Source organism: Actinotignum sanguinis (genome assembly GCF_003957255.1).
Lineage (GTDB): Bacteria > Actinomycetota > Actinomycetes > Actinomycetales > Actinomycetaceae > Actinotignum > Actinotignum sanguinis.
In genome coordinates this window covers 86,076-100,347 of sequence record NZ_QDIE01000002.1, presented here as the reverse complement: position 1 = coordinate 100,347, position 14,272 = coordinate 86,076, and the positions used below count along the sequence as shown (strand labels likewise).

Genomic DNA, 14,272 nt, shown 5'->3' with positions numbered 1-14,272 from the left:
TCCACAAGAGTTTCGCGGCGTCTAAGTATGTCGTAGGCCGGATATACAGTGATCTCGAGCCTCTCGGAGAGGGAGTGTCTCGCCTAGGCCTGATCTGTAGGAAACGTGAGTAAGGATGGGATATGGCCGCAGCTAAAGCTAGTGCCCGCACCAAAACGGTCGGGCGCCCTATGGCAGATGATCGCAAGCAGGCAATTGATACCGCTCTGGCGCAAATTGATAAGCAATTCGGTAAGGGCTCCGTTATGCGGCTGGGTGACCATGTCCGTCCCCGGGTGGAAGTCATTCCTACCGGATCGATCGCCCTGGATATTGCCCTCGGTATCGGCGGATTGCCGCGCGGGCGCGTGGTAGAAATTTACGGCCCGGAATCTTCGGGTAAAACCACGGTTGCTCTCCATGCTGTTGCCAGCGCGCAGCGCAATGGTGGTATCGCTGCGTTTATCGACGCGGAACACGCACTTGATCCAATCTATGCGCGGGCTCTGGGCGTTGATACTGATTCGCTCATTGTCTCCCAGCCGGATACCGGGGAACAGGGCTTGGAAATTGCCGATATGCTTATCCGCTCTGGCGCGATTGACATCATCGTCATCGATTCCGTGGCGGCCCTCGTTCCCAAGGCAGAAATTGAAGGCGATATGGGTGATTCCCACGTCGGTTTACAAGCACGCCTCATGAGCCAGGCCTTGCGGAAAATGACCGGTGCGCTCTCCGCCTCGGGCACCACCGCCATCTTTATTAACCAGCTGCGTGAAAAAATCGGCGTGATGTTCGGTAACCCGGAAACTACCACCGGAGGGAAAGCGCTCAAGTTCTATGCCTCCGTTCGCATGGACGTGCGGCGCATCGAAACTCTCAAAAACGGTAGTGAACCGGTGGGGAATCGTTGCCGCGTCAAGATCGTCAAGAACAAGATGGCTCCGCCTTTCAAACAAGCAGAATTTGACCTCATCTACGGTGAGGGAATTTCCCGAGAAGGAAGTCTCCTTGACGTCGGTGTGGAGTTGAATATTGTCCGTAAGGCCGGGGCGTGGTTCACGTATGAGAGTGACCAATTGGGCCAAGGTAAAGAAAAGGCTCGGCAGTTCCTTATGGATAATCCGGATTTGCGTGATGAAATCGAGGATAAGATCCTCCGTAAGGCCGGACTGCGTGAAGATCCGGAAGTAACCGAAGGCGGAGAAACCGAAGCTAAGGCAGGTGCCGGTAGTGCTACGGCTGGTTCTACGGGAACTAAGCAGGGCACATCCGCGAAAAGCAGTGGGAATACTACCGAAACTGTTGACTTCTAAGTAGGTGACCGCGGTGACACACTACTCGGATACCGAAACGCGCGGTGGGCGATCACCGGGCCGTAGCCGATCACAGCGAGGTACCCGGAATGGGCAAGGTCGTCGGCGTACGCCCGACCTCGAATCTTTGAGCGAAGAAGAACAATTACGCCGGGCTCGGGATATTGTCTACCGCCAGCTCGGTATGATGGATCGTTCCCGCTATCAGCTCAGTCAGGCGCTTCACACCCGTCAGGTGCCGGAAGTAATAGCTGAACGGGTACTCCACGAATTTGACGTTGCTGGCTATATTGACGATGCCAAGTTTGCGCGTGCTCTCACCGCGGTTCGCCGGCGCGATAAACATGCTTCCCGGCGTGCTATCGCAGCTGAGCTGCACCGCAAAGGCGTAGCTGCGGAGCTCATCGAAGAAACGCTCGCGGATATTGATCCCGATGCGGAGCTTGATTCTGCGGTGCAGCTAGCGGTGAAGAAGCTGCGCAGCGCTTCCGGGAAACCGGAAACGCTAGCCCAGCGCACGTACGCCATGCTGGTCCGGCGCGGTTTCACAGCCGAGCAATGCGCACAGGCACTGCGCCAAGCCCGGGCGATGCTCATGAATGAACACACCGCGGAAGAAGCGGGGGATGCCGGGTATGGTTATGCGACCGAAGGCACGGTGGCAGAGTGATTATCGCAGTCGTGGGGCCCACCGCAAGCGGAAAAACATCCGTCTCGTTGGAACTCGCAGAGCTTTTGGGCGGGCCGGAGAAGATAGAGATCATCTCCGCCGATGCTATGCAGCTGTACCGCGGCTTAGATATCGGTACCGCTAAACTTCCGTTCGCGCAGCGGCGTGGAATTCACCATCATCAAATTGACGAGTTGGATATCGCGGAAGAAGCCTCGGTTGCTGCCTACCAAAAGCATGCGCGGCAGGATCTCAGGGCTATCACCGCGGCGGGAAAAATCCCCGTGGTGGTGGGGGGCTCTGGGCTCTATGTGTCTGCGCTTCTTGATGAATTGCAGTTTCCCGGGACCGATCCCGGACTGCGCGCTGCGATTACGGAAGAAGCCCGTAGTGATTTCCCGCGGCTCCTGCGGGAGTTGGAGGAACGTGATCCGGAGGCATATGCCACCATCGATACTCGTAATGAACGCCGGGTCATTCGAGCCCTGGAAGTGATCCGGCTTACGGGTAAGCCCTACACCCCACGTTTCCCGCGCCACACCTCGCACTATGAGGATGTACATATCTTCGCGATCCACCGCGACGTAACTGATCTTCACGCCGCGATCAACGCACGCGTGGATGACATGATGAGGGAAGGACTCCTCGAAGAAACCGCAGGCTTGTTGCGCCGCGGCTTGCGGGAAGCTCCTACCGCATCGCGGGCCACCGGATACCCTCAGGCCATGGCAATCCTGGATGGTAGCCTCAGCCTCGCTGCAGGCACGGAAGAAATCCGGATCGCCACCCGGAAACTTGCGCGCCGGCAACGCTCGTGGTTCCGGGCCGATCCGCGCATAACGTGGCTGGAAGCCAATGCGGCTACCCCAGCCCAGCTTGCTTCCCGAATCCTTGAGGAGCTCACGTGACGAGGGCGAGGAGCGCGCTTGTCACTCCGAGTGTATCGCCTGGTAACCAGTGGCCAACGTGTGTCATGACCGGCGTACCCGCAAGACCCGGAATCCCTTGGAGGATCCGATCTTCTCGCACAGGTACCCCTCGCCCGCTAGCCAAGCAGCAAGGGAATCCGCACCCAAATTCTTCTGCACAACCAGGTAGGCTTCGCCATCTGCTGCCAGGCGATCCAGCCAGGTAGCAAGCAACTCATGCAGGGCAGCTTTCCCAATCCGGATAGGAGGATTCGACCACAGCAACCGAATTGATTTCTCTCCCAAACGCTCCAGGGCCTCGCCGGGGGTAAGCACGTCGCCATGTAAGCCGTTGGCTTCAAGGTTGATACGTGTCAATTCGCGAGCCCGCTCATTCACATCCACCCCGATAACGCGAGGAGTTTCGGCGGCCAAAGCCAAGGTGATCGGCCCCCAGCCGCACCCGAGATCCACCGCGATATCACCCGGCTCCAATTCCGGTTCGGGCACTTTTCGTAAGAGGACCGCGGTTCCTTTATCTAGGCCGTTGCCGGAAAAGACGCCGTCGTCGACCGTAACGGAATAGGCCCGCCCGCGGATCGTTACCTCCATGGCACGGGCGTTGCTCGCGGTATCCGGATGCTCTGAAAAGTAGTGCGAAGTCATAACACCAGCTTAAACGAGGCGCGGAGAGGAAGAAACTCGCAGGAAGCGCCGCCGACCACGCATATGCGCCAGGTTGCCGGTAGGAAACTTCGGCGCAACGTGAGAAAATGAGAGTCCATACGAAGGAGAACGTGGCCATTAGTAACGAAGTACATGAACATGAGCACCACGTCGGTGATGTTGATATCTCCACCCGCCGCGGCACAGTGCTCCAAGCCGATACCGTATGGCAAGAGAGTACGGGCAATACCCACCGCGACCACGTCGGCCTCCAGGAAGTGGAAGGTCTGGCCCGCGGTATCGAACGCGAACAAGGGATTGACGTTGAATACCGCCAGGTCCGCCTGGAACGAGTCATCCTTGTGGGAGTCTTCGCTGATGATCGTCCACGGGCCGAAGAATCCCTCCGTGAACTCGCAGCGCTAGCTGATACGGCCGGCTCAACGGTACTTGCCGGTGTTATCCAGCGCCGCGCGCTTCCTGACCGTGCCACCTACCTCGGGGCGGGAAAAGCTCGAGAACTTGCCGCGATGGTGGAAGCTCACGAAGCTGATACCGTCATTGTTGATACCGAGCTGGCACCTTCTCAACGGCGCGCCCTCGAAGATATCGTCAACGTCAAGGTTATTGACCGTACCGCTCTCATTCTTGATATTTTTGCGCGGCATGCCCAATCGAAGGAAGGCAAAGCTCAGGTAGAACTCGCGCAGCTCGAATATCTGCTCCCGCGCCTGCGCGGTTGGGGTGAATCGATGTCACGCCAGGCTGGTGGGCAGGTGGCCGGCGGTGCCGGAATCGGATCGCGCGGCCCCGGTGAAACTCAGCTGGAATTAGATCGACGCCGCATTCGCCAACGCATGGCAAAACTCAGGCGTGATATCAAAAAGATGGCACCGGCCCGCTCCACTCGGCGTGCAGAACGGCGGCGTACCGGTATCCCCTCCGTGGTGGTGGTTGGCTACACGAACGCCGGGAAATCCTCGCTGCTCAACCGGCTTACCGGGGCGAATGTTCTGGTTGAAAATGCCCTCTTCGCCACTCTCGACCCGACAGTACGCAAAGCCATCACCCCGGAAGGCCGCGAATTCACGCTTTCGGATACGGTGGGATTTGTGCGTAATCTTCCCACTCAGCTGGTCGAAGCTTTCCGCTCCACCCTTGAAGAAGTGGATGGGGCGGATGTTCTCCTCCACGTGGTCGATGCCTCCAATGCGGATCCGGTTGCCCAGGTCACGGCCGTGCACGACGTGCTCGCGGATGTGCCCGGTGCCCGCGATATCCCGGAGATTATTGTGCTCTCCAAGGCTGATATTGCCGATCCGGTAGATCTGACCGCTCTGCGTTCACGCTACCCTTCCGCTATCGCGGTTTCCTCGCATAGCGGGGTGGGAATCGATGAGCTGCTTGCGCGCATCGAGGAAGAACTGCCCCACCCCGATATTGAAATTGACGCCATTATTCCCTTCGAGCGTGGTGATCTCGTCTCGCGGATTCTGGAAGAGGGCGAATTATTGGACGAGCTCGACTATCTTCCGACCGGTACGCGTATCCACGCCCGGGTGCGAGCAAATATCGCTGGGCAGATCGACTCCCGCTGGGATGCCCAAACAGACGCGTCCACCAGGATGCGGGCATGAGAAAAGAACTGGCCGAGATCCTCGAACTGGTGGTTGCGGATCTCGGGGGAGCGGTCCGCGAGGGCCAGAATCGTATGGTTGAGGAGACCGCCACCGCGTTGGAGGACTCTTCCCACCTGCTGATCCAAGCTGGGACGGGCACGGGGAAATCCATTGGCTACCTGGTTCCGCTCATGGAATGGTCGGTGCGGACCGGTCAGCGTGCGGTGGTGTCTACCGCCACCCTTGCCTTGCAGCGCCAAATCGTGGGGCAGGACGCGCCGCGAGTGGCGCGAGCCGTCAGTGCGGTAACCGGGCATGAGCCGCATATCGCTCTGCTCAAAGGCTGGAATAATTACGTGTGTTTGCGTAAGGTCCACGGTGGTTATCCCGAGGATGATGCGCTTGTCAGCCGCGCCGAAGGGGAATACGGCGCGAGTGCAACCGGTGAAGAAGTCGTGCGTTTGCGCGAATGGGCCGCGGAAACTGAGACCGGGGATCGTGACGACCTTGTCCCCGGGGTATCCGAGCGGGCCTGGCGCCAGGTGTCCTTGAGTAAACCCGAATGCGTGGGGGTGAAGTGCCCGCTACGTGACGTGTGTTTTCCGGTGCGGGCCCGCACCGCGGCGGCCGAAGCAGATATCGTCATCACGAACCACGCCATGCTGGGCGTGCATAGTTCCGGCACCCCCGTGCTCCCGGACGTGGATGCTTTTGTTGTAGACGAAGCTCATGATCTCGCCGACCGCGTGACGAGCCAACTCACCTTCGCGCTTTCCCACGGGGAAATCACGGGATTGGCGCGCCTGCTGCGCCGCGAAAAAATTTTGGCTGAGGGGATCGAACGGGCCCGTGACGGCGTCGTCGCCATTATGGATGAGCTGGAGGAAGGGCGCCTTGCCTGCCTGCCCGCGCCTTTGCAGGACGCTCTTATGCTGTTGTTGCGCGAATTGCAGCTGGTGGAGAACGACGTCGCAGCTCTGCCCGGTAGTACCGAATCAGATGCCGCAACGAAAGCGGTGGTGCGCCACCGGCTTTCAACCTGCGTCGATATGGTGAGCGCTATGGTGAGTGAAGCAGTGGCAACTGGCACATTGGTCGTGTGGCTTGCCCGCGATCTGGAGGGGCGTTCGAGTCTGTGTGCGGCACCCCTCGATGTGTCTGCACCGTTGGCGGATACGCTTTTCGAGGCCCGCCCCGCGATCCTTACCTCCGCCACGCTCGCCATTGGCGGGCGTTTTGACCTGGCTGCTCGTCAGATCGGTTTCTCTTATCCGAGCCAGGGTCCGTGGCGGGGAATCGACGTCGGCTCGCCATTCACCTACCACCAGCAGGGCATTCTTTATGTCGCGCGCCACCTGCCCGTCCCGGGGAAGGAAGGATACGGGGAGGAAACTCTGCGTGAACTCGTGGAATTGATCGAGGCGGCGGAGGGTGGGGCGCTGTGTCTTTTCACCTCCCGTAAGGCCGCGAACGAGGCCGCGGCCTTCGCCCGCGATCACCTTGATCTGCCCATTTTGGCGCAGGGTGAGGACCAGCTGCCCACCCTCGTCAAAGATTTTGCCGCGGATCCCCACGCCTCGCTTTTCGGTACCCTTTCGCTGTGGCAGGGGGTGGATGTTCCCGGTCTGACGTGCCGCCTGGTGACCATTGATCGGATTCCGTTCCCGCGCCCCAATGACGCGCTGGTCCAAGCACGTTCACGCCGGGCTAACGAGCGCGGATATAACGGCTTCATGGATGTGTCCGCAGCGCATGCTGCCCTGTTGTTGGCGCAGGGGGCCGGGCGCCTCATCCGTAGTGAAAGTGACCGGGGCGTGGTCGCGATTCTGGATCCGCGGCTTGTCACCGCGCGTTACGGTGGGTTCTTGCGTGCTTCCCTTCCGCATATGTGGGGAACGGACAACGGCGCCGTGGTCCGGGCGGCCCTGGGGCGGCTCGCGGCTCAAGTTAAATAGCGGTCTAGCCCGAATAGTAACCCGGCTTGGGCAGTGGATAGTAGTACGACGCCGCAGCCCTGCTCGACATGCGGGTTTGCCAATCGCGGTGTTCCAGAGGCTACCTGAAACCGAGGTTGGCTAGAGGGTGCGCAGTACCATGACGACGCGCCCGAGCACTTCGCTATCATCGGCGGGAATGGGGGAGTAAGCGGGGTTGCAAGGAAGCAGTGTGACGTGGCCATCGCGGCGTTGGAGAACTTTCACCGTGGCCTCCCCATCGATCATGGCAGCAACGATTTCCCCGTTTTCGGCGGTAGGCTGGCGGCGCACCACCACCCAGTCCCCATCGCAAATCGCCGCATCAATCATCGATTCGCCCTGGACTTTCAGGGTGAAAAGCTCGCCGGTTCCGGTCAATTGGCGCGGTAGCGGGAACACATCTTCAATGAGCTCTTCAGCCAGAATCGGAGCGCCGGCCGCGATTTTCCCGACGACTGGCACATTGATTGCCTCACTAATATCCACTGGGACATCAGATTCCAAGCTGGCCTGACCCGGTTCACTCACCGGAAGTAGCCGGCTTTCCCACTCGGAATCACCGCGGGAACGGCGTGCGTGGGCACGGCCGGCTTCTGTGAGCTCAATCATGCGAGGCCGGCGAGGGTTGCGGGAGATGTAGCCCTTTTCCTCCAGTGCATCGAGTTGGTATTTCACTGAGGAAGGGGAGGACATACCCACTTCTTCACCGATTTCCCGCACCGTTGGCGGGACGTGATGGGTGGCGATCCCGTCAATAACAACGTCCAGTATCTCTGCCTGGCGAGCCGTGAGTTGAGGATGATCCATATGCACTCCCGAGCGTTCGTGCCGAATTTTTTGTCGTAAGGGCGGGTTTGAATAGTTCTACGACGGTAGGGCCCGGAGTAGGACCGAACCTCACGGAGTCGAACGAACGTTCTAGACAAACCCTCACTGTCGTACTAGTCTAACATACAGATGTTCGGCGAACGAATGTTCGAGGAGTGGAAAATGAGTGTCGCATACCAGGAGATAACGCGGGAAACCAGCCGTGCTCACACTAGCCGGCGGCACCCGAAGCTGCGGGTGGTGGGTGAGCAATCCGCGGCCGTGCATAGTAAGTCACGCGGGGAAGAAGTTTGCCACGGGGATGCTCGCGGGGCAGCTTCGGTCACGGCACTACGGGTAGCGGGGGCGCGCCGGCGCTGGAACACTCCGGCTCTGGGCGCGGTACGCCGTCCGGTTGCTTTTGCGCCTGAGGTTGGTACTCACAAGGTTGCTCGGGCGGTACCGCTATCGGCACCATCGGTCTCGCGTTCACGCACCGTCTCAGCATCGCTGGCTTCGAATACGGCATCCGCCACTTTGGTGAAGCCGGTTCGCGGTGCGGCGGTACCCGGGGTGCGATCCAGTACGGCATCTCTGGATAGTGTCGTACGGATGGGTGTGCGGGTAGCGCTGACCATCGCTGTTACTCTTCTGTTAGCCAGTTTTGCCATGATCGTGGGAACTACTTTCCTGGAAACGGGAATGGCAACCGTAACGGTGCAAGGTGGGGATAGCTTAGCGAGTATTGCTGCCAGCATCCCGGGAGTTCCTGATATTTCCACCGGAGTGGCAGATATCGTCAATCTCAACGGACTCTCCTCGCATAACTTGGTTCCCGGCCAGGTTCTTGAGATTCCGGGCTATTAGTCCTGAACTTTCGGTTGAGCACAGGCGGTACGGAGGGCTGGGCAATCTCGTCATAGGTATACGGTTGGCGCATTATAGCTGAGGCATTTAGAATGATTAATGTGCATTGCCCATTTTGTCGCAACCCTGATTCACGGGTGATTGATTCTCGTACCGCCGATGATGGACTTTCCATTCGTCGCCGTCGCGAATGCCCGAACTGCCATCGGCGTTTCTCTACGCTGGAAACCGCCAGTCTTGTGGTCGTCAAGCGCTCGGGCGCTACCGAACCTTTCTCACGTCAGAAAATTATCAACGGGGTAGGGAAAGCCTGCCAGGGGCGCCCGGTTACCGAAGATCAACTCGCGCTGCTCGGAGCACAAGTGGAAGAAAAAGTCCGCTCCTCGGGCAGCTCGCAGATTGACGCGCATGATATCGGCCTAGCTATTCTCGAACCGCTCAAGGCTCTTGATCTCGTCGCATATCTTCGTTTCGCCTCGGTCTACTCAAATTACGATTCGATTGATGATTTTGAGCGCGCCATCGCAGACCTGCGCCGTGATCCGGATGTTCCGGTTGCATCAGAATCGCCGGATTTCTCGAAACCTCAATCCTGAAGCTCCTGCGCTGAGCGAAGCTCCTGCGCTGAGCGGTGTTTGTGGGCTGCGCGTTGCTTGTGGTCGGTTGTGAGGCATAGCTATACGGAGCGCTCCCACCCGTGGGACCACACCAACGGTCTAGTTTTCCGGGCTAGTTGAATTCTCCTCATTTTGGGAGGTTGCGGAGCTACCCGAGGCGGGGGTAGTGGCACCGTCGCTGCTGTCATCGCTTTGGGGGTAACGGTTCTGGGCGCTCGCATGTTCTTGTGCAGTAGGCGTGATTGACCGCGTAGCGCCAGCAACTAAGTCGTGGCCAGATCGTACCACCCAGGTGGCGAAAGATTCCAAAGTAGCTCCCGCAGAACGCACGAAAGCAGCAATAGTTTCCTGGCTGGGGGCAGTCTTATCGACCCATTGGCGTACCGCACCACCACTTTCCGTGGCGGACTTCGTGATGCTGGAGGCCCAACTTTGAATCTGATCGACAGTCAGGTTATAGGTGGTCTCCAAGCCGGCCAATACGCGCTCGAAAGTCTCACGGGTCATGTCACCCACCGCGGTAGTAGCACTTCCAGCAACCGCACCGGCTTTTTTCACCCACACCCCGGCAGTTAGCTCGAAATTATCCAGCTGTTCGCGCACCGAGCGGCGCATCACCTTCCCTAACTGGGACGTGGGAAGAGAATCAAAAAGAGCAATAGAGGATGGCATCGCGTAATGAGCGAGCTTGCCTTCGGCCCAGCGGCGCACCGCCGCCAGATCAACCGTGGATCCCGGTTCTAATACAAGAGCGGCCACCACTGATTCGCCACGTTCCGCAGCGGGAATCCCCACAACTGCCACGTCGCGGACCTCTGGCATTTCCCGCAGGACTTCCTCCACCTCGGAAGGATAAATATTAAAACCGGAGGAATTAATCATCTCCTTCGCGCGATCAGCCATAACAACGAAAGGACCATCCCAGCGCCCCAAGTCACCGGTACGCAGCCAGTCTCCGAACAACGCCTCCTCGGTTTCCTCCGGTTCACCCAGGTACCCAGTAAAAACTTGCGGGCCGCGCACCAAAATCTCGCCCACATCCGCGGCATCCTCCGCCAAATTATCGGGATTGGCGATACGTACCTCGGTACCGGGGAACGGAACACCTAGGGTGGAAGGGCGCCGATCCTGGCTCATCGGAGATCCAGAAACCACCGGAGATGATTCCGTCATTCCATAGCCCTCGATGAGGAAACCGCCGGTGCGTTCCTCCCAGCGGCGCGCCACCTCGCTCGGCAGTGCCATCGCGCCGGACACCCCGAAACGAATCGAGGACAGATCAATAGTTTCCCCGGCTGCTTCCCGCTTTTCCACCTCGGCAAGAATACGGGAGAACATGGGTGTTACCCCGGGCAACACGGTGATGGGGCGTCGCTTCTGAGCAGCCAGTAAAGACTTAATATCGAAATTCGGCAAGAAAATAGCGGTCGCAGCTAGATCAAGGCCGCACATCATCATGAGCGTAAAACCGAACGCATGGAAGAGGGGCAGCACCCCAGCAATCACCTCGTGATGATCAGCCTCAAAAGGCACCCAGGCAATGATCTGCTTGCGGTTGGACACCAAATTCCGGTGCGTGAGCATTACCGCTTTCGGCTTGCCGGTGGTACCCCCGGTAAACATATAGAGCGCTACGTCATCCGCCTGCGGTTTACGGAACGTATCGAGATCCATAGGAGCCGCTTTCCGCCACTCCCGATCAAAAGAAGCCACGTGAGCGGGAACATCCCCGCGCAAGCGAGCACGCTGGGTCCGTGCCTGCGCCACCGGAAGCTTGAGAAGAATCCGAGAGGTCAGGGGTAAGTCGCGGGAGAGGTCAACCGCGAAATAGTGGCGCGCGTCGTAGGCGGCTGGTGCCAGCGTGGCAATGGTCTTCTCCCACGCAATAACAACCCGCGCATCAACCATCGTGATCTGACGATGTAATTCAGGTCGCGGAGCTAGTGGATTCATCTCCGCCACGGTCGCACCCGTCAGGATCGCACCCCACAGGGCGTACATATGTTGGGGACAATTCGGTAAGGCCACGGCGACGGTATCCCCACGCTGCACCCCTAAACTGCGCAGGAGAGTAGCAACCCGGCGAGCCCGCTCAACCAGCTCCCGATAACTCGTCGTCGCCCCGAGGAAATCCAAGGCAACCCGATTGGGATAGCGTTCGGCCGCGCGCAGGAGCGACTCTTCTAAAGTCTCCTCGTCCACCGTGATATCGGAGGGTACCCACTCCGGGTAAATATCCAGCCAAGGTTTCACGGTCATTCCTACTCCTTCACCCACTCGAACAGCGGTTTCGTGGCGTTGACTAATCAATCATAGTGGTAATAACTCAGAACGGCGGTACGCGTGGCGGTACATGTAACGGCAGTACGCGTAATCGCCCTACGGCGTAAGCGCGGTATGTGTACGGGCAGTACGCCTAACCACGGCACACGGAGTGACTGCATAACGGTCCCCAGTCCACGGCCGTCCCAGCCACAGTGCAAGGAGTGTTCGATTTTAGGAACCAACACCCGCCGCGCTCGCGGTGAGCCCGTCCGGAAGATCGCCCTCGGAAACCACGGAGAGAAGCTGGGTGGGGCGCGTCATCGCCACGTAAATATTTCCCGGGCCTTCGGCCAAAATCTCGCATGGCTCCAGTAACACAACAGCGTCAAATTCCAAGCCCTTGGACTGCACCGCCGTGAGAACCTGGATCCGGGCCGTGACATCACGACCGGTGACATCTACAGTCCACTCGGCCAGTTCCGGAGCCGTTGCGATTGCTTGCGCCACCGGGGCTACTCGGGCCTCCGGCACGATCACGCCGAGGGTCCCGGCATGGCCATAGCGCCTGTCCAAACGTTCGCACACGTGCGCCGTCGCCTCAATAGCGCCCGTGGTAAGAGTTCCGGGCGCGCAGCGCGGGGCGATCTCCACGGCGCCGCCCTCGGTACGAGCTGCACGCACGGGGCGCACCATAACCCCGGCGGCGCGCTGCACCGCCCCGGCCGTATCCAAAATAACGGCGGGAGTTCGGTAGGACACCGTGAGTTCTTCCACGCGTACCCGATCAACCAAGCGCCCCACCAGCCCTTCCCAGCCGGCCCGCGGCGAACCATCCGGGCGCTGGTCAAGGTCACCGACCACCGTCATGGAGCGGGAGGGATTACGCCGAATAAGCATTTCCCACTGCATAGGGGAGAGCTCCTGGGCCTCATCGACCACGACGTGCCCATAGGTCCAGGTCCGATCCGCGGCAGCACGTTCGGCTAGTGAGCTGCCGTCCCCGCGCCCACCCATGCGCTCAGCCAGCAGTTCCGCGCTCACAATTCCGCCGCCCACGCCCAGCGCCTCCATTGTTTCTCCGGCATAGCTCAGGCGATTGCGTTCGGCCGCGTCGCGCGCCGCCCGGGCGTGGCGCTCCGCATCGGTGGCAAAAGGCCCGAGAACTTCAGCGAATTCATCAATGAGGGCAATATCGGCGATAGTCATACCGTGCCCGGCCGGGCGCTGCAGCGCGGCTCGTTCCGCAGCGCTGAGTTCGGGCGCCACCTCGGCAAGAAGATGCGGTTTGGTGAGTAGGCGCTCCAGCAGCGCCACCGCGGAGGACGGCATCCAGCGCAGATTGATTTCCCGGCGCGCATCAATGCTCTCTGCCACATCGGCAATAATCCACGGATTTTCCGAGAGCTCCACGTCCTGGCCCTCGGCCACCTGGCGCGCTAAAACATCCACGAGGTACTTCGCGTAGGTATCACGGGCCTCATTATGGCGTTTACCGGTCCGGCGGGCCCGCCGCTGCGCGTTGTCTACATCCTGCGGAGTCAGGCGCACATCAACCCCGCTGATGCGCATCCGCACGGTCTTACGTAGCGGGCGCTCGAGGAGGGTACGCACCGCCCGCGGGGCGATGGTGCGCCAAACAAGGCGCCCCTTAATCTCCGCAGCCGAGGCAGTATCGACGGCGCTTACCGTCACCCCGGGCACCAGCCCGGCAATCGTCGTCGACACAACATCCGATTCTCCCAGCGAAGGCAACACCTGATCGATATAGCGCAAAAAGACCGGCGAGGGACCCACAATAAGAACCCCGGAGCGCGCCAGCCGCTCGCGGTGGGTATAGAGCAGATAGGCCGCGCGGTGGAGAGCCACCGCTGTTTTCCCGGTGCCGGGCCCGCCCTGAACAACCAGCACATTATTGGAATCGGCGCGAATAATACTGTCCTGTTCGGCCTGAATCGTCGCGACGATATCGTTCATTTTCCCGTCGCGCGCGGCATTCATCGCCGCCATGAGGGCGCCCTCACCCGTCAGATTGAGATCCGAGGAGGCACGGGAGGAATCAAGAAGCTCATCTTCCACCCCGGTAACCGTGCGTAGGCGGGTCTGAATATGGCGGCGGCGCCGTACTTTCCCCGGATGGGCAGCGGTGGCGCGATAAAAGGGTTCCGATTGCGGGGCACGCCAGTCCAGGAGCAAGATCTCTCCGGCTTCGTCTTTCAAACCGATTCGTCCGATATGATCGGTTTCACCGTCGCGAGTATCGAGCCGCCCGAGAACCAGCCGGTTTTCAACCCGCCGCAAACGGGTGAGATTATCTTCGTAATGGGTGGCGAAAGAATCCCGCTCGGTCATCTCACCGGCGCTTTCCTGACCGCTCTGGCTGCGCACGGCAGCCAGGCGCTGGGCGTAGGCCTCGCGTTGGCGATCAAGCGCGTGATACGCAGTATCCACGAAAAGCTGTTCTTCCCGTATCGCGTCCTCGCGCGCGCTGTGAGGATCGTTGACCACGAGCGGCTCCTCCTGATGACCGAAAATAATCGGGTGGTGTCCTGGAAAAAAGTAACAATCAATTATGACGGAAAACG

11 protein-coding genes are annotated in these 14,272 nt (G+C 59.7%); 7 read left to right on the top strand and 4 right to left on the bottom strand.

The genetic code is table 11. The annotated features are described in order from the left end of the window. Nucleotides 1-122 precede the first annotated feature (122 nt). From recA to miaA, 3 genes are all read left to right on the top strand, one after another. Nucleotides 123-1,295 (top strand): recombinase RecA, encoded by a 1,173-nt coding sequence (recA, locus tag DDD64_RS01090; RefSeq protein ID WP_164545863.1) that lies wholly within the window; start codon nucleotides 123-125, stop codon nucleotides 1,293-1,295. A gap of 127 nt (nucleotides 1,296-1,422) precedes the next feature. Next, complete coding sequence (locus DDD64_RS01085; RefSeq protein ID WP_126134640.1) at nucleotides 1,423-1,965, top strand: regulatory protein RecX; 543 nt, start codon at nucleotides 1,423-1,425, stop codon at nucleotides 1,963-1,965. Continuing rightward, on the top strand, nucleotides 1,962-2,873 hold the full coding sequence (gene miaA / locus DDD64_RS01080; RefSeq protein ID WP_126134639.1) for a tRNA (adenosine(37)-N6)-dimethylallyltransferase MiaA: 912 nt from the start codon (nucleotides 1,962-1,964) through the stop codon (nucleotides 2,871-2,873). Before DDD64_RS01085 ends, miaA begins: the two co-directional genes overlap by 4 nt. A gap of 63 nt (nucleotides 2,874-2,936) precedes the next feature. Here the strand turns inward: miaA and DDD64_RS01075 are convergent, their stop codons facing one another. Continuing rightward, nucleotides 2,937-3,539, bottom strand: coding sequence for a class I SAM-dependent methyltransferase (locus tag DDD64_RS01075; protein WP_126134638.1), 603 nt, complete (start codon nucleotides 3,537-3,539; stop codon nucleotides 2,937-2,939). Nucleotides 3,540-3,646: 107 nt separating this feature from the next. Here DDD64_RS01075 and hflX point away from each other — a divergent pair, with 107 nt between their 5' ends. Together hflX and DDD64_RS01065 are read left to right on the top strand one after the other, a co-directional pair. Then, entirely contained in the window at nucleotides 3,647-5,176 is a 1,530-nt protein-coding gene (hflX, locus tag DDD64_RS01070) for a GTPase HflX (protein WP_126134637.1), read from the top strand. After that, entirely contained in the window at nucleotides 5,173-7,113 is a 1,941-nt protein-coding gene (locus DDD64_RS01065; protein ID WP_126134636.1) for an ATP-dependent DNA helicase, read from the top strand. Before hflX ends, DDD64_RS01065 begins: the two co-directional genes overlap by 4 nt. Nucleotides 7,114-7,233: 120 nt before the next feature. Here the strand turns inward: DDD64_RS01065 and lexA are convergent, their stop codons facing one another. Next, a complete protein-coding gene (gene lexA, locus DDD64_RS01060) occupies nucleotides 7,234-7,941 on the bottom strand; it encodes a transcriptional repressor LexA (RefSeq protein ID WP_126134635.1) in 708 nt (235 codons plus the stop codon). A gap of 183 nt (nucleotides 7,942-8,124) precedes the next feature. On the opposite strand from lexA, the gene DDD64_RS01055 reads away from it, so the two are divergent. Continuing rightward, the gene (locus tag DDD64_RS01055) at nucleotides 8,125-8,808 is read left to right on the top strand and encodes a LysM peptidoglycan-binding domain-containing protein (protein WP_164545862.1); all 684 of its coding nucleotides are present in this window, start codon (nucleotides 8,125-8,127) and stop codon (nucleotides 8,806-8,808) included. Nucleotides 8,809-8,900: 92 nt separating this feature from the next. Continuing rightward, nucleotides 8,901-9,404 carry a transcriptional regulator NrdR gene (gene nrdR / locus DDD64_RS01050; protein WP_206435359.1) on the top strand — a complete coding sequence of 168 codons (504 nt, stop codon included), beginning with the start codon at nucleotides 8,901-8,903 and terminating at the stop codon, nucleotides 9,402-9,404. A 120-nt stretch (nucleotides 9,405-9,524) separates the two neighbouring features. Here nrdR and DDD64_RS01045 read toward each other — a convergent pair whose 3' ends face one another. Next, a complete protein-coding gene (locus DDD64_RS01045) occupies nucleotides 9,525-11,684 on the bottom strand; it encodes an AMP-binding protein (protein ID WP_126134633.1) in 2,160 nt (719 codons plus the stop codon). A gap of 237 nt (nucleotides 11,685-11,921) precedes the next feature. Next, on the bottom strand, nucleotides 11,922-14,195 hold the full coding sequence (locus tag DDD64_RS01040; protein WP_126134632.1) for a HelD family protein: 2,274 nt from the start codon (nucleotides 14,193-14,195) through the stop codon (nucleotides 11,922-11,924). Nucleotides 14,196-14,272: the final 77 nt, after the last annotated feature.

Excerpts from the sequence above, each read along its gene's own strand:
- DDD64_RS01075 (WP_126134638.1), bottom strand. The coding sequence starts at position 3,539 with ATGACTTCGCACTACTTTTCAGAGCATCCGGATACCGCGAGCAACGCC.
- DDD64_RS01065 (WP_126134636.1), top strand. The coding sequence starts at position 5,173 with ATGAGAAAAGAACTGGCCGAGATCCTCGAACTGGTGGTTGCGGATCTC.
- recA (WP_164545863.1), top strand. The coding sequence starts at position 123 with ATGGCCGCAGCTAAAGCTAGTGCCCGCACCAAAACGGTCGGGCGCCCT.
- lexA (WP_126134635.1), bottom strand. The coding sequence starts at position 7,941 with ATGGATCATCCTCAACTCACGGCTCGCCAGGCAGAGATACTGGACGTT.
- nrdR (WP_206435359.1), top strand. The coding sequence starts at position 8,901 with ATGATTAATGTGCATTGCCCATTTTGTCGCAACCCTGATTCACGGGTG.
- DDD64_RS01055 (WP_164545862.1), top strand. The coding sequence starts at position 8,125 with ATGAGTGTCGCATACCAGGAGATAACGCGGGAAACCAGCCGTGCTCAC.
- hflX (WP_126134637.1), top strand. The coding sequence starts at position 3,647 with ATGAGAGTCCATACGAAGGAGAACGTGGCCATTAGTAACGAAGTACAT.
- DDD64_RS01045 (WP_126134633.1), bottom strand. The coding sequence starts at position 11,684 with ATGACCGTGAAACCTTGGCTGGATATTTACCCGGAGTGGGTACCCTCC.